The following is a 24503-nucleotide window of genomic DNA, read 5'->3' as shown; positions in this document are numbered from 1 at the left end:
ACCCGGCACTGTCACATCAGAAATCTGCTTTCAACACCACGCGGTAACGAGCTTTGCCGTCGCGCACGTGCTGGATCGCTTCGTTGATTTTCGAAATCGGATACAGTTCGGTGGTCGGCGCCACTTTGGTGCGTCCGGCGAATTTCATCAGTTTGCGCAGCTCGTACGGCGTACCGGTAGCGGAGCCTGACACGCTGCGATCCCCACCGATCAGGGTAAACGCCGGAACCGGCAGCGGCTTCATCACCGCACCCACGGTGTGGAAGTTACCGCCGTAGGCCAACGCTTCAAAGTACGGCTGCCAGTCGAGATCGACGTTAACGGTGTTGATGATCAGGTCAAACTGGCCCGCCAGCGCGTTCAGCGCTTGCGGATCTCGGCTGTTCACCACTTTATCCGCCCCCATCGCCAGCACTTCTTTCTCTTTCGCCGGGTTAGAGCTGAACGCCGTGACTTCACAGCCCATCGCGTGCAGCAGCTTAATGGCAATATGCCCCAGCCCGCCGATACCGATGACGCCGACGCGGCTGGTGGCGGTGATATGGTGCATCAGCAGCGGTTTGAAGACGGTGATACCACCACACAGCAGCGGACCGGCGGATTCGATATCAATGCTTTCCGGCAGCGGGATAACCCATTGCCAGTCGGCGCGCAGTTTATCGGCAAAACCGCCTTTGTTCAGAATGGTGGGAACGGCGCCTTCGAGGCAGTTGATCTGATTGCCGCTGATACAGGCATCGCAGTGACCACAGCTGCGCGCTGTCCAGCCAATGCCTACGCGCTGGCCCACTTTCAGCCCTTTGTCCTGCGCGGCGCTACCGAGCGCCACGACGCGGCCAATGACTTCGTGTCCGGCAACCAGCGGATAGCTGGAGAAGCCCCATTCGTTATCGATCATCGAGAGATCCGAGTGGCAGATCCCGCAGTAATCAACCTGTACTTCGACGTCTTCTGCTTTTAGTTCGCCCGCATCGTACTCGTACAGCTCAAGTTCTGCACCCGCCTGCGGTGCGGCGTAGCTTTTTATCTTCGACATCGTGTTTCCCCCGTTGTGGTGTGAACTGAGAGTGTAGAGCATTCAGTTTACAGCCGCTTAACAGAAGAGGGCAGGAACGAAAGTTACAGACTTTTCAGCATCCTGACTTCGCAATCAACGTGGCCGGTACAGCCCAGCGGCGCATCGATATGCTCAAAGCCCAGATGTTCATACAGGCCGATGGCCTCTTTGAGGAAGGCGGTCGTTTCCAGGTAGCAGCGGGTAAAGCCCTGCTTGCGCGCGTGGTCCAGCGCCATCAGCGCCAGCTTTTTTGCCAGTCCTTGTCCGCGTGCCGTTGGCAGGAAATACATTTTCTGCAGTTCGCAGATATCCGGCTCGCTGCAGCTGAGGGGCGCCACGCCGCCGCCGCCGACTACCTGGCCGTTCTGCTCGATTACCCAGTAGGCATGCCCCGGCTGGCTGTAGAGCTGGAAAAGCGCGTCCAGATTCGGGTCGGCAACCGTGTAGCCTTTGTCAGCCGTCAGGCCATATTCGGCAGAAACGGTGCGAATAACGGCGGCGATAGCTGGGTTATCCTGCTCAGTGATCCGACGCATCGTCGTCGCGACGGGGGTAATCACGCTCATAGCATTACTCATTACAAAAATTGACACATAACTGCTGTTAATAGCACCGCAGAAAGGGGAGTGCAAGCGAGGAGTTTTCAGGAAGGTTACCCCTTACGCCCTGAAGCGTAAGGGGTAAAAGCATTACAGGGCAGCGATAACCGCCTGCTGCTCAATCAGCTTGGTCTTCGCATCAGCGAAGGCAACCAGACGCTCACGCTCTTTCGCGATGACCGCTTCCGGCGCGCGGGCAACAAAGCCTTCGTTCGCCAGTTTGCTTTCGATTTTGCCAATTTCCACGTCGACTTTCGCCACTTCTTTCGCCAGACGCGCCAGCTCGGCGTCTTTGTCGATCAGACCTGCCATCGGGATCAGCAGCTCGGCACCGTCGATGATTTTGGTCACGGAAACCGGACCTTTATCATCCGCAGGCAGCACGGTGATGCTTTCCAGACGCGCCATGGTTTTCAGGAAGGTGTTGTTCTCGGTGACGCGACGAACGGCCGCTTCGCTGCAGCCGCGCAGCAGCAGCTCCAGCGGTTTGCCCGGGGCGATGTTCATTTCAGCACGAATGTTACGTACCGCCACGATCGCCTGCTTCAGCCACTCGGTATCCGCAGACGCCGCTTCATCGACTTTCGCCGCATCGAATGCCGGGAACGGTTGCAGCATGATGGTGTCGGCGTTGATGCCTGCAATCACCTTCACGCGCTGCCAGATGGTCTCGGTGATGAATGGAATAACCGGGTGCGCCAGGCGCAGCAGGCCTTCCAGAACGGTAATCAGCGTGTTGCGCGTACCGCGCAGCTCTGCCTCAGTGCCGCCGTTCATGACCGGCTTCGCCAGCTCCAGATACCAGTCACAGAACTGGTTCCAGGTGAATTCATACAGAATGCCCGCCGCGATGTCGAAGCGGTAGCTGTCCAGCGCCTCGCGGAACGCTTTCACTGTCTGGTTGAATTCCGCCAGGATCCAGCGGTCAGCCAGGGAGAGAGTCATCTCGCCGCCGTTGAAGCCGCAATCCTGATCTTCGGTGTTCATCAGCACGAAGCGGCTGGCGTTCCACAGCTTGTTACAGAAGTTACGGTAACCTTCCAGACGCTTCATGTCCCAGTTGATGTCACGACCAGTCGAGGCCAGTGCCGCCAGGGTGAAACGCAGGGCGTCGGTACCGTGAGCCTCAATCCCGTTCGGGAACTGCTTCTCGGTGCGCTTGCGGATTTTCTCCGCCAGCTGCGGCTGCATCATGTTGCCGGTGCGTTTTTCCAGCAGCTCTTCCAGAGAGATACCATCAACCATATCCAGCGGGTCGATGACGTTACCCTTGGATTTGGACATCTTCTGGCCTTCGTCGTCGCGGATCAGACCGGTCATGTAGACGGTATGGAACGGAACCTGCGGCTTGCCGTCTTCGTCTTTGATGAAGTGCATGGTCATCATGATCATGCGGGCAATCCAGAAGAAGATAATGTCGAAGCCGGACACCATCACGCTGGTTGGGTGGAACTGACGCAGCGCGTCGGTGTTTTCTGGCCAGCCGAGGGTGGAGAAGGTCCACAGCGCGGAGGAGAACCAGGTATCCAGCACGTCTTCGTCCTGACGCAGGGCTACGTCTGCGCTCAGGTTGTTTTCCTGACGCACTTCATCTTCGCTGCGACCAACGTAAACGTTGCCGTCGTTGTCGTACCATGCCGGGATACGGTGACCCCACCACAGCTGACGGGAGATACACCAGTCCTGAATATCGCGCATCCAGGAGAAGTACATGTTTTCGTACTGCTTCGGTACGAACTGAATGCTGCCGTTTTCAACCGCTTCCACAGCCGGTTTCGCCAGCACGTCGGCACGCACGTACCACTGGTCGGTCAGCATTGGCTCGATAACCACGCCACCACGGTCGCCGTACGGCACGGTCAGGTCGTGAGGCTTGATCTCTTCCAGCAGGCCCAGTGCGTCAACGGCAGCCACAATCGCTTTACGCGCGGCAAAGCGTTCCAGCTTCTGGAACTCGGCCGGGATGTCGCTGGAATAAACGTCGGATTCGTTGCCTTTGGTGTCGTACACTTCTGCGCTTTCGCGGATATCGCCGTCGAAGGTCAGAATGTTGATCATCGGCAGGGCGTGACGACGACCCACTTCATAGTCGTTGAAGTCGTGCGCCGGGGTGATTTTCACGCAGCCGGTGCCTTTTTCCATGTCGGCGTGTTCGTCGCCCACAATCGGAATACGGCGGTTTACCAGCGGCAGCACCACGAATTTGCCAATCAGATCTTTATAACGCGGATCTTCCGGGTTAACGGCCACGCCGGTATCGCCCAGCAGGGTTTCCGGACGGGTGGTCGCGACCACCAGGTAATCTTTACCGTCGGCGGTTTTTGCGCCGTCGGCCAGCGGATAGCGGATATGCCACATGGAGCCCTTGGACTCGCGGTTTTCCACTTCCAGATCAGAAATTGCGGTGCGCAGTTTCGGATCCCAGTTGACCAGGCGTTTGCCACGGTAAATCAGGTCTTCTTTGTACAGACGGACGAAGACTTCTTTCACGGCGTTGGAGAGGCCTTCGTCCATGGTGAAGCGCTCGCGCTCCCAGTCCACGGAGTTGCCGAGGCGGCGCATCTGACGGGTAATCGTGCCGCCGGATTCCGCTTTCCACTGCCAGATTTTGTCGATGAACGCGTCGCGACCGTAGTCGTGGCGGGTTTTCCCTTCTTCAGCGGCAATTTTACGCTCAACCACCATCTGGGTCGCGATACCCGCGTGGTCAGTCCCCGCCTGCCACAGGGTGTTTTTACCCTGCATGCGCTGGTAGCGGATCATGGTGTCCATGATGGTCTGCTGGAAAGCATGACCCATATGCAAACTGCCGGTGACGTTCGGCGGCGGGATCATGATGCAGAAGGACTCTTTGCTTTCGTCGCCGTTAGGCTTGAAATAGCCCTGCTGTTCCCAGTGCTCGTAAAGCGGCTGTTCGATATCGCGTGGGTTATATGTCTTTTCCATTATTTCCAGGTTGCCGTATTCAGGTTAAAACCAGCCAGGCGGTACGCTTTATAGCGTTCGCGCGCCAGTTGTTTCAAAGATTCTTCGTAAGGGACAAAGTCTACCACTTCTGTGAAAGCGGTGGCAAAATCTGCAAAATCTATCCGCAGGCTAATCAGAATGTCGCGCGCGCTGCTGTTGCGCTTTTGCGGCCAGGCAATTTCAACCGGCGCCCCGCCGCGTGGCCCTTCGCCTGACAGGTTATGCGGAACAAAACTCTCCGGCGGGCGAGCCCACAGCGCTTCATCGAGACGAATCGCCTGCTGCTCATCTTCACAGGCGATCAACACGCGTTTGCCTGCGCGCCAACGTTCTGCGGCAATTTCACACACCAGCTGTTCGACGGCGCTGAGGCCATCCTGATGGGTGTCGTTGTCCAGAAGGTAGAACGTTGCATTCTTCATATATGGGGCTTCTTAGTTTTGGATTCAAATGCAAAGCCGGGTGGCGCTACGCTTACCCGGCCTACGGTTGAATGACGTTGTAGGCCGGGTAAGGCGAAGCCGCCACCCGGCATTTTATATCATTCGTCGCCGTTAAAACCCGCACGATTGAGCAGGAACTGCGACAGCAGCGCTACCGGACGACCGGTTGCGCCTTTGGCCTTGCCGGATCGCCATGCGGTACCCGCGATATCCAGGTGCGCCCAGTTGTACTTACGGGTGAAACGCGCCAGGAAGCAGCCCGCGGTGATCGCCCCGCCAGGACGTCCGCCGATGTTCGCCATATCCGCGAAGTTAGACTCCAGCTGCTCCTGATATTCGTCACCCAGCGGCAGACGCCATGCGCGGTCACCGGCCTGCTCCGAGGCGCCAATCAGCTCGTGCGCCAGTGGATTGTGGTTCGACATCAGGCCGGTAATGTGGTGGCCCAGCGCAATCACACAGGCGCCGGTGAGCGTGGCGACGTCAATGACCGCTTCAGGTTCGAAGCGCTCAACGTAGGTCAGCACATCGCAGAGTACCAGACGGCCTTCGGCGTCGGTGTTCAGTACTTCTACGGTCTGGCCGGACATGGTGGTCAGGACGTCACCCGGACGATAAGCGCGACCGCCAGGCATGTTTTCGCAGCCCGCCAGAACGCCGATCACGTTGATGGGCAACTGAAGTTCCGCGACCATACGCATGACGCCGTAAACCGCCGCCGCGCCGCACATGTCGTACTTCATCTCGTCCATGCCTTCGGCAGGCTTGATGGAGATACCGCCGGAATCGAAGGTCAGGCCTTTACCGACCAGCACGACAGGGCGCGCGTCTTCGGCCGGGTTGCCCTTGTACTCGATGACGGACATCAGGGATTCGTTCTGCGAACCGTTACCGACTGCCAGGTAAGAGTGCATTCCCAGCTCTTTCATCTGCTGTTCGCCGATGACGCGGGTAATGACGTTTTTGCTGTAGGCGTCGGCCAACTGACGTGCCTGAGAGGCCAGGTACGCCGCGTTACAGATGTTGGGTGGCATGTTGCCGAGATCTTTAGCCGCTTTAATGCCGGCAGCAATCGCCAGACCGTGCTGGATCGCGCGTTCGCCGCTGGTCAGTTCGCGACGGGTTGGCACGTTGAAGACCATTTTACGCAGCGGACGACGCGGCTCGCTTTTATTGGTCTTCAGCTGATCGAAGCTGTACAGGCTCTCTTTTGCCGTTTCGACCGCCTGACGCACTTTCCAGTAGGTGTTACGCCCTTTAACGTGCAGCTCGGTCAGGAAGCAGACGGCTTCCATTGAACCGGTATCATTCAGCGTATTGATTGTTTTCTGAATCACCTGCTTATACTGACGTTCATCCAGCTCGCGTTCTTTGCCGCAGCCAATCAGCAGAATGCGCTCTGAGAGTACGTTCGGAACATGGTGCAGTAACAGCGTCTGCCCAGGTTTGCCTTCCAGTTCGCCACGGCGCAGCAGGGCGCTAATATAGCCGTCACTGATTTTATCGAGTTGCTCGGCGATCGGGGAGAGTCGGCGTGGTTCAAAGACGCCCACAACGATGCAGGCACTCCGCTGTTTCTCCGGGCTACCGCTTTTTACACTGAACTCCATGCACTACGCTCCTGAATCTTAAAGACAACGGCGGCTGCTACGGATAGAATTGAAACCTTTCGTAACTCATGTCCGCTGTTGTGGTGACTTCGTGTTAATCTTACGTTACTACGGTTTCGACACGTCAGAAAAAGTCCTGAAGCGTGAATCCGCCGGATGTTTTAATCTTAGCGATGATTTCGACGACTCAAGAGAATAAATGACGTTTAAGCCATGAAACAAGCGATTTTCCAGCAAAGAGACGGGTTTTTACGGGCGTATTTAAAGTGATAATCATAAGATATCTGGTGCGGGAGACGCTCAAAAGCCAACTGGCGATCCTCTTCATCCTGCTACTGATTTTTTTCTGTCAGAAGCTGGTTAAGATCCTCGGTGCGGCCGTTGACGGCGAAATTCCAACAAATCTGGTGCTTTCCCTTCTTGGTTTAGGGATCCCGGAAATGGCGCAGCTTATCCTGCCGCTAAGTCTTTTCCTTGGCCTGCTCATGACGCTTGGGAAACTCTATACCGAGAGTGAAATCACGGTGATGCATGCCTGTGGCCTGAGCAAAGCGGTCCTGGTGAAAGCCGCCATGATACTGGCGCTGTTCACGGGTATCGTTGCGGCGGTGAATGTGATGTGGGCGGGCCCCATGTCTTCCCGCCATCAGGACGAAGTGCTGGCCGAAGCGAAAGCCAACCCCGGCATGGCGGCGTTAGCCCAGGGGCAGTTCCAGCAGGCAACCGACGGAAACTCCGTGCTGTTTATTGAGAGCGTTGACGGCAGTAAATTCAACGATGTCTTCCTGGCGCAGCTGCGTCCTAAAGGTAACGCGCGTCCTTCCGTGGTGGTGGCAGATTCCGGTCAGCTGGCTCAGCGCAAAGATGGTTCTCAGGTCGTGACGCTGAACAAAGGCACCCGTTTCGAAGGCACCGCGATGTTGCGTGACTTCCGCATTACGGATTTCCAGAACTATCAGGCCATTATCGGCCATCAGACGGTGTCGCTCGATCCAACGGATACCGAGCAAATGGACATGCGTACCCTCTGGAATACCGATACCAACCGCGCGCGCGCTGAGTTCCACTGGCGTATTACGCTCGTCTTCACCGTGTTTATGATGGCGCTGATTGTCGTTCCGCTGAGCGTGGTGAACCCGCGTCAGGGACGCGTGCTCTCTATGCTGCCGGCGATGCTGCTTTACCTGATCTATTTCCTGCTGCAAACCTCGATTCGCTCCAACGGCGCGAAGGGCAAGCTGGATCCCATGGTCTGGACGTGGTTCGTCAACAGCCTGTACATCTTACTGGCGCTGGGGTTAAACCTGTGGGATACGGTGCCTGTGCGCCGCATACGTGCCCGATTCTCGCGTAAAGGAGCCATCTAATGCAGGCGTTTGGCGTTCTTGATCGCTATATCGGTAAAACCATTTTTACCACCATCATGATGACGTTGTTCATGCTGGTGTCGCTCTCCGGCATTATCAAATTTGTCGATCAGCTGAAAAAAGCCGGGCAGGGGAGCTATGACGCGCTGGGCGCGGGGATGTATACCCTGCTCAGCGTGCCGAAAGATGTGCAGATCTTCTTCCCGATGGCGGCCCTGCTGGGGGCGCTGCTGGGGCTGGGTATGCTGGCGCAGCGCAGCGAGCTGGTCGTTATGCAGGCCTCGGGTTTTACCCGCATGCAGGTCGCGCTGTCGGTAATGAAAACCGCCATCCCACTGGTGTTGTTGACCATGGCGATTGGCGAGTGGGTCGCGCCGCAGGGCGAACAGATGGCGCGTAACTATCGTGCTCAGGCGATGTACGGCGGCTCACTGCTCTCGACTCAGCAAGGTTTATGGGCGAAAGACGGTAAAAACTTCGTCTACATCGAACGGGTGAAGGGGAATGATGAACTGGGCGGAGTGAGCATCTACGCTTTCGATGACCAGCGCCGTCTGCAGTCCGTTCGCCACGCCTCTTCGGCGAAGTTTGACGCCGAACATAAGCAGTGGCGGTTGTCCCAGGTTGATGAATCTAACCTGACCGATCCGAAACAGATTACGGGTTCTCAGACGGTAACGGGTACGTGGAAAACCAACCTGACGCCCGATAAGCTCGGCGTCGTGGCGCTGGATCCTGACGCGCTCTCCATCAGTGGTTTGCACAACTATGTGAAATACCTGAAGTCGAGCGGACAGGATGCGGGACGCTATCAGCTCAACATGTGGAGCAAAATCTTCCAGCCGATGTCCGTGGCGGTAATGATGCTGATGGCGCTGTCGTTTATCTTCGGCCCGTTGCGCAGCGTGCCGATGGGGGTTCGCGTCGTGACCGGCATCAGCTTCGGCTTTGTGTTCTACGTGCTCGATCAGATCTTCGGTCCGCTGACGCTGGTTTATGGCATTCCGCCGATTATCGGTGCGCTGCTGCCAAGCGCCAGCTTCCTCCTGATCAGTCTCTGGCTGCTGTTGAAACGCTCCTGATTGACCTCTCCTCGCTTCCGGTTGCCCGGGAGCGAGGCTAATCTCCTGTTTCACCCCGCACTTTTTCTCACAACCTTCAACGTCCCGCCGCGAATTTGAGTATTATTGAGCGATAACGTCGTGAAGGGATCCTCTATGAAGCAAATTCGAATGCTTGCCCAGTATTACGTCGACCTGATGATGAAGCTTGGGCTGGTGCGTTTTTCCATGCTGCTTGCGCTGGCGCTGGTCGTTCTGGCCATTGTCGTGCAAATGGCGGTTACCATGGTTCTGCATGGTCAGGTCGAGAGTATCGACGTCATCCGCTCCATCTTCTTTGGCTTGCTCATTACGCCCTGGGCGGTCTATTTCCTTTCCGTAGTGGTTGAACAGCTGGAAGAGTCCCGTCAGCGTCTGTCTAAGCTGGTGGATAAACTGGAAGAGATGCGCGAGCGCGACCTGAAGCTCAACGTCCAGCTCAAAGACAACATTGCGCAGCTGAATCAGGAGATTTCAGATCGTGAGAAGGCGGAGGCCGAGCGTCAGGCCACCCTGGAGCAGCTGAAAATCGAAATGAAAGAGCGCGAGGTCACGCAGATCCAGCTTGAGCAGCAATCCTCTTTCCTGCGGTCGTTCCTGGATGCGTCGCCGGATCTGGTGTTCTACCGTAATGAAGATAAAGAATTTTCCGGCTGTAACCGGGCGATGGAATTGCTTACCGGGAAAAGCGAGAAGCAGCTGATTCATCTGAAGCCGCAGGACGTTTACTCTGAAGAGGCGGCGGCCAAGGTCATGGAGACCGACGAAAAAGTCTTCCGTCATAACGTCTCGCTGACCTATGAACAGTGGCTGGATTACCCGGACGGGCGCAAAGCCTGCTTTGAGATCCGTAAGGTGCCCTACTATGACCGCGTGGGCAAACGCCACGGCCTGATGGGCTTTGGCCGCGACATTACCGAGCGTAAGCGCTATCAGGATGCCCTGGAGCGCGCCAGCCGCGACAAGACCACCTTTATCTCCACCATCAGCCACGAGCTGCGTACGCCGCTCAACGGCATAGTCGGGCTGAGTCGTATTCTGCTGGATACCGACCTGACCGCAGAGCAGGAAAAATACCTCAAGACTATCCATGTTTCAGCGGTCACGCTGGGTAATATCTTCAATGATATTATAGATATGGATAAGATGGAGCGCCGCAAAGTTCAGCTTGATAACCAGCCGGTTGATTTCACCAGCTTCCTTGCCGATCTGGAAAACCTGTCTGGCCTGCAGGCGCAGCAGAAGGGCCTGAGCTTTGTTATGGAGCCCACCCTGCCGCTGCCGCATAAAGTGGTGACTGACGGCACGCGACTGCGCCAGATCCTGTGGAACCTGATCAGCAACGCGGTGAAATTCACCCAGAAGGGGCAGGTGGCGGTGCGTATCCGTTATGACGAAGGCGACATGCTGCACTTCGAGGTAGAGGACTCCGGAATTGGTATTCCGCAGGAGGAGCAGGACAAGATCTTTGCCATGTACTACCAGGTGAAAGACAGCAACGGCGGGAAACCGGCGACCGGAACAGGCATTGGCCTGGCGGTCTCTAAACGTCTGGCGAAGAGCATGGGCGGTGATATCACCGTAGCCAGCCAGCCGGGCAAAGGGTCAACCTTCACGCTGACGGTCCATGCACCAGCGGTGGCGGAAGAGGTAGAAGATACCTTTGAAAATGACGATATGCCGCTGCCTGCCCTGCACGTCCTGCTGGTGGAAGACATTGAGCTGAACGTGATCGTGGCGCGCTCGGTGCTGGAAAAACTGGGCAACAGCGTGGATGTCGCGATGACCGGCAAAGCCGCGCTGGAGATGTTTAAACCCGGCGAATACGATCTTGTTCTGCTGGATATTCAATTACCGGATATGACCGGGCTGGATATCTCGCGCGAGCTGACGCGTCAGTACGCGGCCGACGAACTGCCGCCGCTGGTTGCCCTGACGGCGAACGTGCTGAAAGATAAAAAAGAGTATCTCGATGCCGGTATGGACGATGTACTCAGCAAGCCGCTGGCGGTGCCTGCTCTGACCGCTATGATCAAAAAGTTCTGGGATACCCATGATGAAGAGGAGAGCACCATGACGTCTGTTGATAGCGCAAAAGCCCAAACGATACTTGATACCGCGATGCTGGAGCAGTATATCGATCTGGTGGGGCCGAAACTGATTACCGACGGTCTGGCCGTGTTCGAAAAAATGATGCCGGGCTATCTGAGCGTGCTGGAGTCCAACCTGACGGCGCGTGACCAGAAGGGGATCGTGGAAGAAGGACATAAAATCAAAGGTGCAGCCGGCTCGGTTGGCTTACGCCACCTGCAGCAGCTGGGACAACAGATTCAGTCGCCTGATTTACCTGCATGGGAAGATAACGTGGGTGATTGGGTTGAAGAGATGAAGCAAGAGTGGCAAAACGATGTGGCGGTGCTTAAAGCCTGGGTTGACGCCAGAAAAAAATGACCCCGGATTAACCGGGGTGCGCGAATACTGCGCCAACACCAGGGAAATCGTGGCTGCGCCTGTTTTTAAACGTTATTTTCGAAAGGGCGCTGCCTGAAAAATTTAGGCCGCACGCAGATAAGATAGCAAATCTTAAATGGTTTGTTACATGAATCAGTGAAATGTGTGAAGCATAGCGTTTTAATCAAAATTATTAATGTGCTTCAGCAAGTTGCAGAAAAGGATTGTCATGATGAAAAAGATTGGTGTCGTGCTCAGCGGATGTGGTGTTTACGATGGTTCTGAGATACACGAAGCCGTCATTACGCTGCTGGCCCTGGCTAAGCAGGGAGCAGAGGTGATTTGTTTTGCGCCAGACAAAAATCAGGCGGATGTGATTAACCATCTGACCGGTGAACCAATGGCGGAAACCCGTAACGTGCTGATTGAAGCCGCACGTATTGCGCGAGGTGACATCCATCCTCTTATTCAGGCAGACGCCGCAGAGCTTGATGCGCTCATTGTGCCGGGTGGATTTGGCGCGGCCAAAAATCTCAGTACCTTTGCCGCGCAGGGCGCGGAGTGTCAGATCGATCCTCATCTCAAAGCGCTGTCGCAGGCCATGCATGCGGCAGGGAAACCGCTGGGCTTTATCTGTATCGCACCGGCGATGTTGCCTAAGATTTTTGATTTCCCGCTGCGCCTGACCATCGGGACGGATATTGATACCGCGGAGATCGTCGAGGAAATGGGGGGCGAACACGTTCCGTGCCCGGTGGATGACATTGTGGTTGATGAAGATAATAAAATTGTCACCACGCCGGCCTATATGCTGGCGCAGAATATTGCAGAAGCGGCTACGGGAATCGAAAAGCTGGTCGCCCGCGTGATGGTGCTGGCTGTATGAGTCGTCAATCCGGCGCAGGTGCGTGGGTAAAACGTACTTTATTGCGCATCGTTCTGGTGCTGGCGGTGTTTTGGGGCGGTGGACTCGCCCTGTTCAGCATTATGCCGGTCCCGTTCTCCGCCGTGATGGTTGAGCGTCAGCTCGGTGCGTGGCTCAGCGGTGATTTCGGCTATGTCGCCCATTCTGACTGGGTAAGCATGGACGAGATCTCGCCGTTCATGGGGCTGGCGGTCATCGCGGCGGAGGATCAGAAATTCCCGGAGCACTGGGGATTCGATGTGGCCGCTATTGAGAAGGCACTGGCGCATAACGAACGTCATGAAAACCGCGTGCGTGGCGCGTCAACGTTGTCGCAGCAGACGGCCAAAAATCTGTTTCTTTGGGACGGCCGTAGCTGGGTGCGAAAGGGGCTGGAAGCAGGATTAACCTTGGGCATGGAAACGGTCTGGAGCAAAAAGCGCATTCTGACCGTGTATCTCAACGTTGCCGAGTTTGGCGACGGTGTTTTTGGCGTGGAAGCTGCAGCGCAGCGTTATTTCAATAAGCCAGCCAGCCGTCTGAGCATGTCAGAAGCAGCGCTATTGGCCGCTGTTTTACCGAATCCCATCCGCTTTAAAGCCAGTGCCCCATCAGGATACGTGCGTAGCCGTCAGGCGTGGATCATGCGCCAGATGCGTCAGTTGGGAGGAGAAGGGTTTATGGAGAGCAACAAACTTATGTAGGGCGGGTAAGCGCAGCGCCACCCGCCTGAAGGGGAGAGACCTTAATCTTCGTCGAACCCCGCGTTAAACAGCGCAATCACCGCCGCCAGCGCTTCCTCTTCCTGAGGGCCGGTGGCTTCGACTTCAATCTGACGCCCTTTGGCGGAATCCAGCATCAGCAGCGCGATCACGCTGTTCGCTTCCGCTTCGGTACCTTCGTCATTCCGCAGCAGAACTTCTGCATCGAAACCCTGCATCAGCTCAAACAGCTTCATCGCCGGGCGCGCATGCATGCCCAGCTTATTGGTGATCTCAACGGTCTGTTTTACGGTCATGTTTTACGTTTTTCCAGCGTGCGATGACGGGACTGAACGTTCTTCCCGCGCGAGCGGAAATAGTCGGCCAGCTGTTCGGCGATATAAACCGAACGATGTTTACCGCCGGTACAGCCAATCGCTACCGTCAGATAGCTACGATTGTTTGTCTCCAGCATAGGTAACCATAGCTCAAGGTAGCTTCGCGTCTGGTAGATAAAATTGTGAACTTCTGTGTGCCTGTCGAGGAAGGCCGCAACGGGTTTATCCAGACCGGTCATGGGACGCAGTTTCGGATCCCAGTGCGGGTTCGGCAGGAAGCGCACGTCGAAAACATAATCCGCATCGATCGGGATACCGTGCTTGAAGCCAAAGGATTCGAACACCATCGTCAGTTCGCGCTCGCGTTTACCCAACAACCGGGTACGCAGCATTTCTGCCAGCTCGTGAACGGACATCTCAGAGGTGTCGACAATCAGGTCGGCACGAGAACGCAGCGGCTCCAGCAGATCGCTCTCTTCATCGATAGCACTTTCCAGAGAGAGGTTCTTACTGGAAAGCGGGTGCAAACGACGGGTATCGCTGTAGCGGCGGATCAGGGTATTACGGTCTGCATCAAGGAACAGCAGCTGCGGCGAGAACGCATCGGGCAGGTTACTCATGGCCTGTTCGAAGATCTCTGGCGATTCAGGCATGTTACGAACGTCGATACTGACGGCGGCCGAGGTTTGTCTCTCCGCCAGTGTACGGGCCAGTTCGGGCAACAACACGACCGGCAGGTTATCGACGCAGTAAAAACCCATGTCTTCCAGCGCGCGCAGAGCAACGGATTTCCCCGACCCTGAACGGCCACTGACAATCATCAGCACCATGTTCCGTTTCTCCTCAGGACAACAGATGTGAAGGCCATCTCCTGGTTATGCATCATCCTGATTGCCTTCTGCTTCAGTGATAATTTGATAGAGCTCTTCATCACTTTGAGCCGAGCGCAGTCGACGGCAAATGGTTTTGTCAGCCAGACGCTTGGCGACCAGCGACAGCGTATGCAGATGGGTTTTCGTCTGGTCAGCAGGCACCAGCAGCGCGAAGAGGAGATCGACGGGCTGGTTATCAATGGCATCGAAGGCGATCGGTGTTTCAAGCTGCACAAACACACCGACGGCACGCAGGGTATCCTCTTCCAGTTTGCCATGCGGGATCGCGATGCCGTTGCCGATACCGGTACTGCCCATCTTTTCACGGGTCAGAATCGCTTCGAACACCACCTGCGGCGGCAGGCCCAGCTGTTTTGCGGCCAGTTCACTGATGATCTCCAGCGCACGTTTTTTGCTCTGGCAGTGAACCGCACTGCGGGTACATTCCTGGTTAAGGACATTGCTCAGTTGAAGAGCGGAATCGTTGTTCATCATAATTTCACCTAAGCGCTAACTGTACAAATGGCCTGTTGTGTTTCACAACAGGCCGTCCTGCACCCGTTAACTGCCCGGACAATTAGTGTTGTTTCAGTTTATCTTTATGTTTATTGAGCTGTCGCGCAAGCTTATCAATCAAGCCGTCGATAGCAGCGTACATGTCTTGCCCTTCCGCACTGGCATGCAGTTCACCCCCGTTAACATGCAGGGTGGCATCCGAGATATGAGTCACTTTCTCCACTTTCAACACAATATAGACCTGATTGATCCTTTCGAAATACTGCTCGAGTTTTGCAAACTTCGTGTTCACAAAGTCGCGTAAAGCCTCAGTAATTTCGACGTTTTGTCCAGTGATGTTGAGCTGCATAGTGTCTTCCTTATCGGTTGTGTCAGACCAGCTGTTTACGCTGGTTGGACGGCGGAATGGATAAAGACTCTCGATACTTCGCAACAGTACGACGTGCCACCATAATACCCTGATCGGACAGCATGGTGGTTAACTTACTGTCGCTTAGCGGCTTCGCGGGGTTCTCCGCGGCGATCAACTTCTTCACCAGGGCGCGAATGGCCGTGGACGACGCTTCGCCGCCGCCCTCGGTATTCACGTGGCTGGAGAAGAAATACTTAAGCTCAAAAATACCGCGTGGACTGTGCAGATACTTCTGCGTGGTGACACGGGAAATGGTTGATTCATGCATCTCGACGGCCTGGGCGATATCCGCCAGCACCATCGGTTTCATATACTCTTCACCCTGCTCAAAGAACGCCTGCTGCTGTTCCACAATGCAGCGGCTGACGCGTAGCAGCGTATCATTTCGGCTCTCCAGACTTTTGATCAGCCATCGCGCTTCCTGCAAATTGCTACGAATATACTGATTGTCGGAGTCGTTACGCACGCTGGTGCACATGGAGGCATACTGCTGGTTGATTTGCAGGCGAGGGATACTGTCAGAGTTCAGTTCAACGACCCAGCGGCCGTTATTTTTTCTGACCAGCACATCCGGGATCACGTACTCGGGTTCGCTGGTCTGGATCGACTGACCGGGGCGCGGATCGAGCGACTGGATCAGATTCACCGCTTCTTTCAGCACCTCTTCTTTCAGGCGCGTGACGCGCATCAGGGTGCGGAAATCGTGGTTCGCCAGCAGATCAAGATGATCGCTGATGATTACGCGCGCCTCGTCGAGCCATGGCGTCTCTTTGCTGAACTGAGAAAGCTGGATCAGCAGGCAGTCGCGCAGATCTTTTGCGGCTACGCCTACCGGATCGAAACGCTGGATGCGCTTCAGAACGGCTTCAACTTCCTCAAGCTCAATCTCGTCGTCGCCCATGCTTTCCAGAATATCGTCCAGCGTGACGGTCAAATAGCCGGTGTCGTCAACGGCATCGACAATTGACGTGGCAATCGCGCGGTCGGTATCGGAGAAGGGGGTGAGTTCCACCTGCCACATCAGGTAATCCTGCAGCGACTGGGTGGTTTCTCCCTGATAGACCGGTAGCTCATCGTCCTGGTAGTCTGCACGCGTACCGGAAGGGGTTCCGGCGGTGTAGATTTCATCCCAGCTGGCATCCAGCGGAAGCTCGTCGGGCATCTCTTTTTGTTCGAGTGCATCCGCGGTATCGAGCGCTTCTGTATCCTGCGATTGCTGGGTATCTACCTCGTCATGAAGATCGGTTTGTTCCAGCAGGGGGTTGCTGTCCAGCGCCTGCTGGAGCTCCTGCTGAAGTTCTAACGTGGACAGTTGCAACAGGCGAATTGCCTGCTGTAGCTGCGGCGTCATCGCCAGTTGTTGGCTGAGCCTTAATTGCAAACCTTGCTTCATGTTCAGAGCATTTTTCTCCGGTTCGGCGTTACGTTACCTCTACCCTATCAGAGTCTGAAGTCTTCCCCAAGATAGACGCGCTTAACATGATCGTCTTCGAGGATCTGCTGCGGCGTACCGTGGGCGATCAGATTGCCCTGGCTCACAATATAGGCGCGTTCACACACGGCCAGCGTTTCACGCACGTTGTGGTCGGTGATCAGTACGCCAAGCCCGCTGTCGCGCAGGTGTTCAATGATACGTTTGATGTCGATAACGGAGATCGGGTCAACGCCCGCAAACGGTTCATCCAGCAGGATAAATTTCGGGTTTGCGGCCAGCGCACGCGCAATCTCAACACGACGGCGTTCGCCCCCGGAGAGTGCCTGACCGAGGCTGTCGCGCAGATGCTCGATGTGGAACTCTTCCATCAGCTCGTTGGCACGATCCTGACGCTGTTCGTTGGTCAGATCGTTACGAATTTGCAGGACCGCCATCAGGTTGTCGTAAACGCTGAGACGACGGAAAATGGAGGCTTCCTGTGGCAGATAGCCGATCCCGCGACGCGCGCGCGCGTGGAGCGGCAGAAGGCTGATGTCTTCATCGTCAATGATAATGTTGCCGGCATCGCGCGGCACAATACCCACGACCATGTAGAAGGTTGTCGTTTTACCCGCACCGTTCGGGCCAAGCAGCCCCACGATTTCGCCGGAGTTAACGGTCAGACTGACATCTTCTACGACACGGCGGCCCTTATAGGCCTTCGCGAGATTTTTTGCAGTTAATGTTGCCATAACGAATTAGTTACTCTTCTTCTGTGCCGGGGCCTGGCCCTTGCCTTTATCCTGCAGCTGCGACGGAACCAGAACGGTGGTGACGCGTTTGCCTTTCTCGCTGGAGGCCTGCATTTTTTGCTCTTTAACCAGATAGGTAATCTGGTCGCCGGTAATGTTGCTGTCCAGCTGTTCCAGATAGGCATTGCCGGTCAGGATGACCAGGTCCTTCGCCAGCTCATAGTGCATGTGCGTGGCGCGGCCTTTCACGGGCTTGCCGTTGTCCTGCATCTGGTAGAAGGTCGCCGGATTACCATAGCCATCGATAATCTCTTTGCCCTGCTCGCCACCCGGACGGGTCACGACCACTTTGTCGGCGTTGATTTTGATGGTGCCCTGGGTCATGACGACGTTACCCGTGAAGGTGACGACGTTACCCTGCATATCGAGAGACTGGGTGTCGGACTCGATATGGATCGGCTGGTCGGTATCGCCCGTTACAGCAAGCGCGGGGAGACTGGTCGCCAGCATCGCGCTGGCGATAATTACTTTAAGGCTGAGTTTGTTTGTTTTGAATTTCATAGGAGGTTCTAACCTTTTCAATCAGCTCGGCGTTCTTGCTGCGTAAGTTCCCGCGCATTCTCAAACCGCTGGAATTAAATGTTGTGCCATACAGTGTGACCAGATCCTGCGACGTCACGTCCTGGGTTACCAGGTTGATCTGGGCATTATCCGTCGTAATTTTTCGCAGTTGCGAGTCGGCGGTCAGGGCGTTGACTTCAACGTGACCATACAGATAAAGCATACGGTCATTTGTCAGTTTTGCCCGATCTGACTTAATTGACCACGTCGGCACTTTGTCCTTATCAAAGGTGGTCATGACAGGCTGGGTAAACCACGAAATACCGTCATCTGAAAAATATTCAACATGCTGGGCAATCAGGCGATAGTTCAGCGCGCCTTCCGGGCTGTAGACCACGGTGTCGCTGTGATCGCTTTTATAGGTTGGATCGTTATTGTTGATCACTTCCGTTTGCGTATCGTCGCGATCGGCAAGGTTCACGCCAATCAATACCAGTGCGACAAGCGAAAGCAAAATGATAATCCAACGTCTGGTTTTACTCATATCGATTGCCCTTTGGCCTCATCAAGCTTGCCCTGCGCCAGCAGAAGCAGATCGCAGACTTCACGGACAGCGCCGCGGCCACCGTTGATGTGGGTAACGTAGTCGGCGCGCGGGATCAGCAGCGGATGCGCATCGGCAACGGCGATGCTCAGCCCAACTTCAGCCATCACGGGCCAGTCAATCAGGTCGTCCCCGACGTAGGCCACGTTTTCCGGCGCGATAGCCAGTTTACCCAGTAAATCATTGAACGCTGCCATCTTATCGGACTGGCCCTGATACAGATGGGTAATACCTAAGGTTTCACAGCGGTCTTCTACCAGTTTAGCGTTTCGCCCGGTGATGATCGCCACCTCAATCCCCGAGGTGAGCGCACAGCGGATACCGTAGCCATCGCGAACGTTAAACGCCTTCAGCTCTTCACCATTATTGCCCATGTAAATCAGGCCGTCGGAGAGGACCCCATCCACATCCAGGATCAGCAGACGAATGTTTTCCGCCTTTGCCATCATCTGTGTACTGACCGGCCCATAACAGGTTGCAAGGGATGCACCCGCATTACTCATTGTCTTATCCTTCATTACACTACGCCTGCGCGCAGCAGATCATGCATATGTACCACACCCAGCAACTGGTCGCCATCGGCAACCATAACGGAGGTGATATGGCGGGACTGCATCAGGTTCAGCACGTCCACGGCCAGCGTACCCGGACGGACGCGGATGCCGCCGGGCGTCATCACATCGGCAATACCGAGCGTGCGGACATCGACACCCATATCGAACACGCGACGCAGGTCGCCATCGGTGAAGATCCCCTGAATTTTCATCAGATCGTCGCACACGACCGTCATCCCCAGATTCTTGCGGGTGATTTCCAGCAGCGCATCACGCAGGGAGGCTTCTTTACTGACGTGAGGGATCTCATCCCCGGTGTGCATAATATCGTTTACCCGCAGCAGGAGCTTGCGCCCGAGCGCGCCGCCCGGGTGGGACAGCGCGAAATCTTCCGGCGTAAAGCCACGGGCTTCCAGCAGCGCAACGGCAAGGGCATCGCCCATAACCAGTGCCGCGGTGGTGCTGGAGGTCGGCGCCAGGCCGAGCGGACAGGCCTCCTTGGGAACCTTCACGCACAGGTGAATATCGGCGGCGCGCGCCATGCTGCTTTCCGGACGGCTGGTCATGCAAATCAGCGGCACCTGCAGTCGCTTCAGTACCGGGATCAGCGCCAGGATTTCATTGGACTCACCGGAGTTGGAGAGCGCGATGACGATATCCTGCGGCGTGACCATACCCAGGTCCCCGTGCGCGGCTTCCCCCGGGTGGACAAAGAAGGACGAGGTGCCGGTACTGGCAAAGGTTGCCGCCATTTTGCGTCCAATGTGGCCGGACTTGCCCATCCCCATCACCACGACTTTGCCGGCACAGTAGAATATCTTCTCACATGCCAGACTAAAATCCTGATTTATGTACTGATCTAACTGCGCCAGACCTTCACGTTCAATCTCCAGAACGTCTTTGCCTGCTTTCTGAAAGTCAAAACCCGGCTGCAATTCTATTTGCGACATAATGCGTTTCCGTTTACCCAGAGAGAAGAGGCGAGAGCCAGTACAGCATCGCCATCCATACGATAAATCCACCCGTCAGCAGCGCGCCTGCGCCTTTACCGATCTGTCGTTGCCGCCGCCAGCAGAGCAGGGCAAAAATCACGCTGACCAGCAACATCACGCCGTAATCACGTGAGAACGCCAGGGGGTTAAAGGGCCCTGGCGAAATCAGGGCCGGCAGGCCCATCACAATGGCGATATTAAAAATGTTAGAGCCGATGATATTACCAATGGCAATGTCATCCTCACCTTTACGGGCCCCCGCAATGGCAGTGGCCAGCTCCGGCAGGCTGGTGCCGATGGCAATCACCGTCAGGCCAATGGTCAGCTCGCTGATGGCAAAATAGTTCGCCAGCACCGTCGCATTATCCACGACCATGCGCGTTGCCATCGGCATGATGATCAGCGCGACGCCCAGCCAGAGCAGGGCAACAGGCAGCGTGCCTTCTCGTGGAAGCTCGGCGACCTGCTCACGCGTGAGGCTATCCTGACCCTGCTTTTCAGCCTGACGGGCGATTTTAACACTATACAGCAGCCAAATAACGGCCAGCGCCAGCAAGAAAATGCCGTCGCTGTAGCTCAGTACGCCATCGTAAAATACGCACCCTGCCAGCAGGCTTACGAGTAACATTAGCGGCAATTCACGGCGCAGAACATCAGAATGCACGCGAAATGGATGGAGCAGCGCGGCCAGGCCCAAAATCAATAAAATATTGACGATGTTAGAGCCAATCGCGGTGCCGACTGCCAGGTCTACCTGGCCATGCAGCGATGCCGAGACAGAGACGATGATTTCAGGAAGTGACGTTCCTACGCTGACCACGGTCATCCCGATGACGACAGGCGGTACGCCACTCAGGCGACACAGGATAGATGCAGCAAACACTAAACGGTCAGCACTGTAGACCACCAACAGTAAACCAATTATTAACAGTGCTGTTGCTAAAAGCATCAAAAGTCCTTTCTTCAGGTATACTCGTCGGTCCATTGCTCGGGAAAGGCTGGACTGCATACAGTCTGAGGCGTAACGAATTCCTAATTTTGACTTTATGCGCCGGAAAAGTAAAACAAATGCCAGCTTTCGCTAACCTCTACGGTTATTATTCTGTAAAAATGCTGAGTTTAGGGCTGATTCAGGCTACATGCCTTAACGTGAGCAGGATAAGAAAGGAACCATAAATGAGCCAAACCATGGCGAATTTAGTCGATGTCCGCGGGGTGAGTTTTTCTCGCGCCAACAGATTGATATTTGATGATATTTCGTTGACCGTGCCGCGTGGCAAGATCACTGCCATCATGGGGCCGTCCGGGATCGGTAAAACGACCCTGCTTCGCCTTATTGGCGGGCAGATCCCACCGGATAGCGGTGAGATCCTCTTTGATGGCGAAAACATCCCGGAGATGTCACGCTCGCGCCTGTATACTGTTCGCAAACGCATGAGCATGCTCTTTCAGTCGGGGGCCTTGTTCACCGACATGAACGTCTTTGATAACGTGGCCTATCCGCTGCGCGAGCATACCAGCCTGCCGCCTGCGCTGCTGAAAAGCACGGTGATGATGAAGCTTGAAGCCGTCGGGCTGCGGGGCGCCGCGAAACTGATGCCTTCGGAGCTGTCCGGCGGGATGGCGCGTCGTGCCGCGCTGGCGCGCGCCATCGCACTAGAACCTGATTTAATCATGTTCGACGAACCGTTTGTCGGGCAGGATCCCATCACGATGGGCGTGCTGGTGAAGCTCATCTCTGAACTGAATAGCGCGCTTGGCGTCACCTGCATTGTGGTGTCTCACGATGTACCTGAAGTGCTGAGCATTGCCGACTACGCCTACATCGTAGCGGACAAAAAGATCGTCGCACACGGTAGCGCCCAGGCGCTGCAGGAAAATTGCGATCCACGCGTGCGGCAGTTCCTTGACGGTATTGCCGATGGCCCTGTGCCGTTCCGCTACCCGGCGGGCGACTATCGTGACGATTTACTGGGAATAGGGAGTTAAGCCACTCATGCTGTTAAATGCGTTGGCCGCTCTCGGACACCGTGGCATAAAAACCATCAGGACGTTCGGGCGTGCCGGATTGATGTTATTCAACGCGCTGGTCGGCAAACCGGAATTCCGTAAGCACGCGCCGCTATTGGTGCGGCAGCTTTATAATGTCGGCGTGCTGTCGATGCTCATCATCATTGTCTCCGGTCTGTTTATCGGGATGGTGCTGGGTCTGCAGGGCTACCTGGTGCTGACAACCTACAGTGCGGAAACCAGCCTCGGGATGCTGGTGGCGCTCTCGCTGCTGCGTGAACTGGGGCCCGTTGTGGCGGCGCTGTTGTTCGCCGGGCGCGCGGGGTCAGCCTTAACCGCTGAAATTGGCCTGATGCGCGCGACTGAGCAGCTCTCCAGCATGGAGATGATGGCGGTCGATCCGCTGCGTCGCGTGATCTCGCCGCGTTTCTGGGCGGGGGTTATCTCTTTACCGCTGCTGACGATACTGTTTGTCGCCGTGGGTATCTGGGGCGGTTCGCTGGTTGGCGTGCACTGGAAAGGCATTGACGCCGGTTTCTTCTGGTCTGCCATGCAGGACGCCATTGACCTGCGAATGGATCTGGTTAACTGCCTGATTAAGAGCGTGGTATTTGCCATTACGGTTACCTGGATTGCATTGTTTAATGGTTACGATGCGATTCCGACGTCTGCGGGCATTAGCCGCGCTACTACACGTACAGTCGTTCATTCGTCGCTGGCCGTACTGGGTCTGGATTTTGTGCTCACCGCACTGATGTTTGGGAATTGAGTTCATGCAAACGAGAAAAAATGAAATTTGGGTCGGTGTATTCCTGCTGCTGGCGCTGCTGGCCGCGCTGTTTATCTGCCTGAGAGCGGCAGATATCACGTCTGTACGCACCGAGCCGACGTACCGCATCTATGCCACCTTCGATAACATCGGCGGGCTGAAGGCGCGTTCACCGGTCCGTATTGGCGGCGTGGTGATCGGCCGCGTATCTGACATTACGCTGGATGAAAAGACCTATCTGCCGCGCGTCGCGATGGATATCGAAGAGCGTTACAACCACATTCCGGACACCAGCTCCCTGTCTATCCGGACTTCCGGTCTGCTGGGCGAACAATATCTGGCGCTTAACGTCGGTTTTGAAGACCCCGAGCTGGGAACGACTATCCTTAAGGACGGGAGCGTGATCCAGGACACCAAGTCCGCCATGGTGCTGGAAGATATGATTGGTCAGTTCCTTTACAACAGTAAAGGGGATGATAAAAAGTCTGACAATGCCCCTGCGCAGAGTGAAGACCATACCAATGCCGCGCCGACCCCAGGTGCTGCGAATTAATATCAGGAGAAGTCATTCATGTTTAAACGACTGTTAATGGTTGCCATGCTGGTCATCGCCCCTCTCACCGCGGTCCACGCGGCGGATCAGAGTAACCCGTACAAACTGATGGACGAGGCCGCGAAGAAAACCTTCGATCGTCTTAAAAATGAGCAGCCTAAGATTCGTGCTAATCCTGATTACCTGCGTGACGTGGTTGACCAGGAGCTGCTGCCGTATGTGCAGATCAAATATGCGGGAGCGCTGGTGCTGGGCCGCTATTACAAAGACGCGACCCCGGCGCAGCGTGAAGCCTATTTTGCTGCTTTCCGTGAATATCTGAAGCAGGCTTATGGTCAGGCGCTGGCAATGTACCACGGTCAGACCTATCAGATCGCCCCGGAGCAGCCGCTGGGTGATGCGACCATCGTCCCTATTCGCGTAACGATCAACGATCCTAACGGCCGTCCGCCGGTGCGTCTGGATTTCCAGTGGCGTAAAAACAGCCAGACCGGCCACTGGCAGGCGTATGACATGATCGCCGAAGGCGTAAGCATGATCACCACCAAACAGAACGAGTGGAGCGACCTGCTGCGCACCAAGGGGATTGATGGCCTGACCGCGCAGCTGCAGTCCATTGCTCGTCAGAAAATCACGCTGGACGAGAAGAAGTAATGTCACAGCAACTCAGCTGGTCGCGTGAAGGCGAGACATTAAAGCTGTCCGGTGAGCTGGATCAGGATCTGCTGAACCCCTTATGGGATAAACGCCATGAGGCCATGCAGGGCGTGACGCTCATTGACTTAACTGACGTCACGCGGGTGGATACGGCAGGCGTTGCGCTGCTTGCCCATCTGGTTGCGGTAGGGAAAAAGCAGGGGGCGAGCGTCACGCTTCGCGGCGCGAGCGAGAATGTCATGACCCTTGCGCAGCTCTACAATCTCCCTCAGGACGTATTGCCTCGTTAATATTTTCAGT

The 24503-nt window shown here is 55.7% G+C and carries 26 protein-coding genes; 10 read left to right on the top strand and 16 right to left on the bottom strand.

The window, feature by feature from the left end:
- Positions 1-16: 16 nt before the first annotated feature.
- The 5 genes from V1572_RS00350 to pepA form a co-directional block, all read right to left on the bottom strand.
- Entirely contained in the window at positions 17-1036 is a 1020-nt protein-coding gene (locus V1572_RS00350; protein WP_395299622.1) for an NAD(P)-dependent alcohol dehydrogenase, read from the bottom strand.
- 83 nt (positions 1037-1119) lie between these two features.
- The gene (locus V1572_RS00345; RefSeq protein WP_111967955.1) at positions 1120-1623 is read right to left on the bottom strand and encodes a GNAT family N-acetyltransferase; all 504 of its coding nucleotides are present in this window, start codon (positions 1621-1623) and stop codon (positions 1120-1122) included.
- 123 nt (positions 1624-1746) lie between these two features.
- The gene (locus V1572_RS00340) at positions 1747-4602 is read right to left on the bottom strand and encodes a valine--tRNA ligase (protein WP_045910116.1); all 2856 of its coding nucleotides are present in this window, start codon (positions 4600-4602) and stop codon (positions 1747-1749) included.
- Positions 4602-5045 (bottom strand): DNA polymerase III subunit chi, encoded by a 444-nt coding sequence (holC, locus tag V1572_RS00335; RefSeq protein ID WP_008502815.1) that lies wholly within the window; start codon positions 5043-5045, stop codon positions 4602-4604. The genes V1572_RS00340 and holC overlap by 1 nt, the downstream gene beginning before the upstream one ends.
- A gap of 119 nt (positions 5046-5164) precedes the next feature.
- A complete protein-coding gene (pepA, locus tag V1572_RS00330; RefSeq protein ID WP_024906344.1) occupies positions 5165-6676 on the bottom strand; it encodes a leucyl aminopeptidase in 1512 nt (503 codons plus the stop codon).
- 266 nt (positions 6677-6942) lie between these two features.
- Here pepA and lptF point away from each other — a divergent pair, with 266 nt between their 5' ends.
- The 5 genes from lptF (at position 6943) to mtgA (ending at position 13202) form a co-directional block, all read left to right on the top strand.
- A complete protein-coding gene (gene lptF, locus V1572_RS00325; protein WP_045910115.1) occupies positions 6943-8043 on the top strand; it encodes an LPS export ABC transporter permease LptF in 1101 nt (366 codons plus the stop codon).
- Complete coding sequence (gene lptG / locus V1572_RS00320; protein ID WP_045910114.1) at positions 8043-9125, top strand: LPS export ABC transporter permease LptG; 1083 nt, start codon at positions 8043-8045, stop codon at positions 9123-9125. Before lptF ends, lptG begins: the two co-directional genes overlap by 1 nt.
- A gap of 135 nt (positions 9126-9260) precedes the next feature.
- Complete coding sequence (gene arcB, locus V1572_RS00315) at positions 9261-11594, top strand: aerobic respiration two-component sensor histidine kinase ArcB (protein ID WP_048225127.1); 2334 nt, start codon at positions 9261-9263, stop codon at positions 11592-11594.
- A gap of 232 nt (positions 11595-11826) precedes the next feature.
- Positions 11827-12480, top strand: a complete 654-nt coding sequence (gene elbB / locus V1572_RS00310) for an isoprenoid biosynthesis glyoxalase ElbB (RefSeq protein WP_262796720.1) — start codon at positions 11827-11829, stop codon at positions 12478-12480.
- Complete coding sequence (mtgA, locus tag V1572_RS00305) at positions 12477-13202, top strand: monofunctional biosynthetic peptidoglycan transglycosylase (RefSeq protein ID WP_048225123.1); 726 nt, start codon at positions 12477-12479, stop codon at positions 13200-13202. The genes elbB and mtgA overlap by 4 nt, the downstream gene beginning before the upstream one ends.
- A 41-nt stretch (positions 13203-13243) precedes the next feature.
- On the opposite strand, the gene npr is transcribed toward mtgA, so the two are convergent.
- The 11 genes from npr to V1572_RS00250 form a co-directional block, all read right to left on the bottom strand.
- A complete protein-coding gene (gene npr, locus V1572_RS00300) occupies positions 13244-13516 on the bottom strand; it encodes a PTS phosphocarrier protein NPr (RefSeq protein ID WP_003861872.1) in 273 nt (90 codons plus the stop codon).
- Positions 13513-14367, bottom strand: a complete 855-nt coding sequence (rapZ, locus tag V1572_RS00295) for an RNase adapter RapZ (protein ID WP_045910110.1) — start codon at positions 14365-14367, stop codon at positions 13513-13515. Before rapZ ends, npr begins: the two co-directional genes overlap by 4 nt.
- Before the next feature lie 45 nt (positions 14368-14412).
- Complete coding sequence (ptsN, locus tag V1572_RS00290; protein ID WP_008501443.1) at positions 14413-14904, bottom strand: PTS IIA-like nitrogen regulatory protein PtsN; 492 nt, start codon at positions 14902-14904, stop codon at positions 14413-14415.
- Positions 14905-14986: 82 nt separating this feature from the next.
- Complete coding sequence (gene hpf / locus V1572_RS00285; RefSeq protein ID WP_013098943.1) at positions 14987-15274, bottom strand: ribosome hibernation promoting factor; 288 nt, start codon at positions 15272-15274, stop codon at positions 14987-14989.
- 22 nt (positions 15275-15296) lie between these two features.
- A complete protein-coding gene (gene rpoN, locus V1572_RS00280) occupies positions 15297-16730 on the bottom strand; it encodes an RNA polymerase factor sigma-54 (RefSeq protein WP_045910109.1) in 1434 nt (477 codons plus the stop codon).
- Positions 16731-16777: 47 nt separating this feature from the next.
- A complete protein-coding gene (gene lptB / locus V1572_RS00275) occupies positions 16778-17503 on the bottom strand; it encodes an LPS export ABC transporter ATP-binding protein (RefSeq protein ID WP_008501446.1) in 726 nt (241 codons plus the stop codon).
- A 6-nt stretch (positions 17504-17509) separates the two neighbouring features.
- Positions 17510-18064, bottom strand: coding sequence for a lipopolysaccharide ABC transporter substrate-binding protein LptA (gene lptA, locus V1572_RS00270; protein ID WP_020883526.1), 555 nt, complete (start codon positions 18062-18064; stop codon positions 17510-17512).
- Positions 18033-18608: an LPS export ABC transporter periplasmic protein LptC gene (gene lptC / locus V1572_RS00265; RefSeq protein WP_024906353.1), complete on the bottom strand. Its 576-nt coding sequence runs from the start codon at positions 18606-18608 to the stop codon at positions 18033-18035. Before lptC ends, lptA begins: the two co-directional genes overlap by 32 nt.
- Positions 18605-19171, bottom strand: a complete 567-nt coding sequence (gene kdsC, locus V1572_RS00260; RefSeq protein ID WP_008501449.1) for a 3-deoxy-manno-octulosonate-8-phosphatase KdsC — start codon at positions 19169-19171, stop codon at positions 18605-18607. The genes lptC and kdsC overlap by 4 nt, the downstream gene beginning before the upstream one ends.
- Before the next feature lie 14 nt (positions 19172-19185).
- Positions 19186-20172 carry an arabinose-5-phosphate isomerase KdsD gene (gene kdsD, locus V1572_RS00255; protein WP_008501450.1) on the bottom strand — a complete coding sequence of 329 codons (987 nt, stop codon included), beginning with the start codon at positions 20170-20172 and terminating at the stop codon, positions 19186-19188.
- Between the two features lie 13 nt (positions 20173-20185).
- A complete protein-coding gene (locus V1572_RS00250) occupies positions 20186-21163 on the bottom strand; it encodes a calcium/sodium antiporter (RefSeq protein WP_045334591.1) in 978 nt (325 codons plus the stop codon).
- 227 nt (positions 21164-21390) lie between these two features.
- Between V1572_RS00250 and mlaF the strand changes: the two genes are divergently transcribed.
- The 5 genes from mlaF to mlaB are packed head-to-tail and all read left to right on the top strand — an operon-like array spanning position 21391 to position 24493.
- Positions 21391-22203 carry a phospholipid ABC transporter ATP-binding protein MlaF gene (mlaF, locus tag V1572_RS00245; protein WP_008501452.1) on the top strand — a complete coding sequence of 271 codons (813 nt, stop codon included), beginning with the start codon at positions 21391-21393 and terminating at the stop codon, positions 22201-22203.
- Between the two features lie 7 nt (positions 22204-22210).
- Positions 22211-22993 (top strand): lipid asymmetry maintenance ABC transporter permease subunit MlaE, encoded by a 783-nt coding sequence (gene mlaE / locus V1572_RS00240; RefSeq protein WP_010436044.1) that lies wholly within the window; start codon positions 22211-22213, stop codon positions 22991-22993.
- Positions 22994-22997: 4 nt separating this feature from the next.
- Positions 22998-23546 carry an outer membrane lipid asymmetry maintenance protein MlaD gene (gene mlaD, locus V1572_RS00235; RefSeq protein WP_008501455.1) on the top strand — a complete coding sequence of 183 codons (549 nt, stop codon included), beginning with the start codon at positions 22998-23000 and terminating at the stop codon, positions 23544-23546.
- A gap of 18 nt (positions 23547-23564) precedes the next feature.
- Complete coding sequence (gene mlaC, locus V1572_RS00230; protein ID WP_045910107.1) at positions 23565-24200, top strand: phospholipid-binding protein MlaC; 636 nt, start codon at positions 23565-23567, stop codon at positions 24198-24200.
- Positions 24200-24493 carry a lipid asymmetry maintenance protein MlaB gene (gene mlaB, locus V1572_RS00225; protein WP_395299621.1) on the top strand — a complete coding sequence of 98 codons (294 nt, stop codon included), beginning with the start codon at positions 24200-24202 and terminating at the stop codon, positions 24491-24493. The genes mlaC and mlaB overlap by 1 nt, the downstream gene beginning before the upstream one ends.
- The last annotated feature ends 10 nt before the right edge of the window (positions 24494-24503 follow it).

It is taken from the genome of Enterobacter quasiroggenkampii (genome assembly GCF_043972695.1).
Taxonomy (GTDB): Bacteria; Pseudomonadota; Gammaproteobacteria; order Enterobacterales; family Enterobacteriaceae; genus Enterobacter; species Enterobacter quasiroggenkampii.
The sequence above is the reverse complement of the archived record's forward strand: the minus strand, read 5'-3'. Positions and strand labels throughout refer to the sequence as shown.

Coding starts and splice junctions, on each gene's coding strand:
- rpoN (WP_045910109.1), bottom strand. CDS start 16,730: ATGAAGCAAGGTTTGCAATTAAGGCTCAGCCAACAACTGGCGATGACG.
- V1572_RS00250 (WP_045334591.1), bottom strand. CDS start 21,163: ATGCTTTTAGCAACAGCACTGTTAATAATTGGTTTACTGTTGGTGGTC.
- V1572_RS00350 (WP_395299622.1), bottom strand. CDS start 1,036: ATGTCGAAGATAAAAAGCTACGCCGCACCGCAGGCGGGTGCAGAACTT.
- lptB (WP_008501446.1), bottom strand. CDS start 17,503: ATGGCAACATTAACTGCAAAAAATCTCGCGAAGGCCTATAAGGGCCGC.
- hpf (WP_013098943.1), bottom strand. CDS start 15,274: ATGCAGCTCAACATCACTGGACAAAACGTCGAAATTACTGAGGCTTTA.
- mtgA (WP_048225123.1), top strand. CDS start 12,477: ATGAGTCGTCAATCCGGCGCAGGTGCGTGGGTAAAACGTACTTTATTG.
- holC (WP_008502815.1), bottom strand. CDS start 5,045: ATGAAGAATGCAACGTTCTACCTTCTGGACAACGACACCCATCAGGAT.
- mlaC (WP_045910107.1), top strand. CDS start 23,565: ATGTTTAAACGACTGTTAATGGTTGCCATGCTGGTCATCGCCCCTCTC.
- V1572_RS00340 (WP_045910116.1), bottom strand. CDS start 4,602: ATGGAAAAGACATATAACCCACGCGATATCGAACAGCCGCTTTACGAG.
- rapZ (WP_045910110.1), bottom strand. CDS start 14,367: ATGGTGCTGATGATTGTCAGTGGCCGTTCAGGGTCGGGGAAATCCGTT.
- ptsN (WP_008501443.1), bottom strand. CDS start 14,904: ATGATGAACAACGATTCCGCTCTTCAACTGAGCAATGTCCTTAACCAG.
- arcB (WP_048225127.1), top strand. CDS start 9,261: ATGAAGCAAATTCGAATGCTTGCCCAGTATTACGTCGACCTGATGATG.
- lptA (WP_020883526.1), bottom strand. CDS start 18,064: ATGAAATTCAAAACAAACAAACTCAGCCTTAAAGTAATTATCGCCAGC.
- kdsC (WP_008501449.1), bottom strand. CDS start 19,171: ATGAGTAATGCGGGTGCATCCCTTGCAACCTGTTATGGGCCGGTCAGT.
- V1572_RS00345 (WP_111967955.1), bottom strand. CDS start 1,623: ATGAGCGTGATTACCCCCGTCGCGACGACGATGCGTCGGATCACTGAG.
- mlaF (WP_008501452.1), top strand. CDS start 21,391: ATGAGCCAAACCATGGCGAATTTAGTCGATGTCCGCGGGGTGAGTTTT.
- kdsD (WP_008501450.1), bottom strand. CDS start 20,172: ATGTCGCAAATAGAATTGCAGCCGGGTTTTGACTTTCAGAAAGCAGGC.
- mlaB (WP_395299621.1), top strand. CDS start 24,200: ATGTCACAGCAACTCAGCTGGTCGCGTGAAGGCGAGACATTAAAGCTG.
- mlaE (WP_010436044.1), top strand. CDS start 22,211: ATGCTGTTAAATGCGTTGGCCGCTCTCGGACACCGTGGCATAAAAACC.
- npr (WP_003861872.1), bottom strand. CDS start 13,516: ATGACCGTAAAACAGACCGTTGAGATCACCAATAAGCTGGGCATGCAT.
- mlaD (WP_008501455.1), top strand. CDS start 22,998: ATGCAAACGAGAAAAAATGAAATTTGGGTCGGTGTATTCCTGCTGCTG.
- lptC (WP_024906353.1), bottom strand. CDS start 18,608: ATGAGTAAAACCAGACGTTGGATTATCATTTTGCTTTCGCTTGTCGCA.
- elbB (WP_262796720.1), top strand. CDS start 11,827: ATGAAAAAGATTGGTGTCGTGCTCAGCGGATGTGGTGTTTACGATGGT.
- lptG (WP_045910114.1), top strand. CDS start 8,043: ATGCAGGCGTTTGGCGTTCTTGATCGCTATATCGGTAAAACCATTTTT.
- pepA (WP_024906344.1), bottom strand. CDS start 6,676: ATGGAGTTCAGTGTAAAAAGCGGTAGCCCGGAGAAACAGCGGAGTGCC.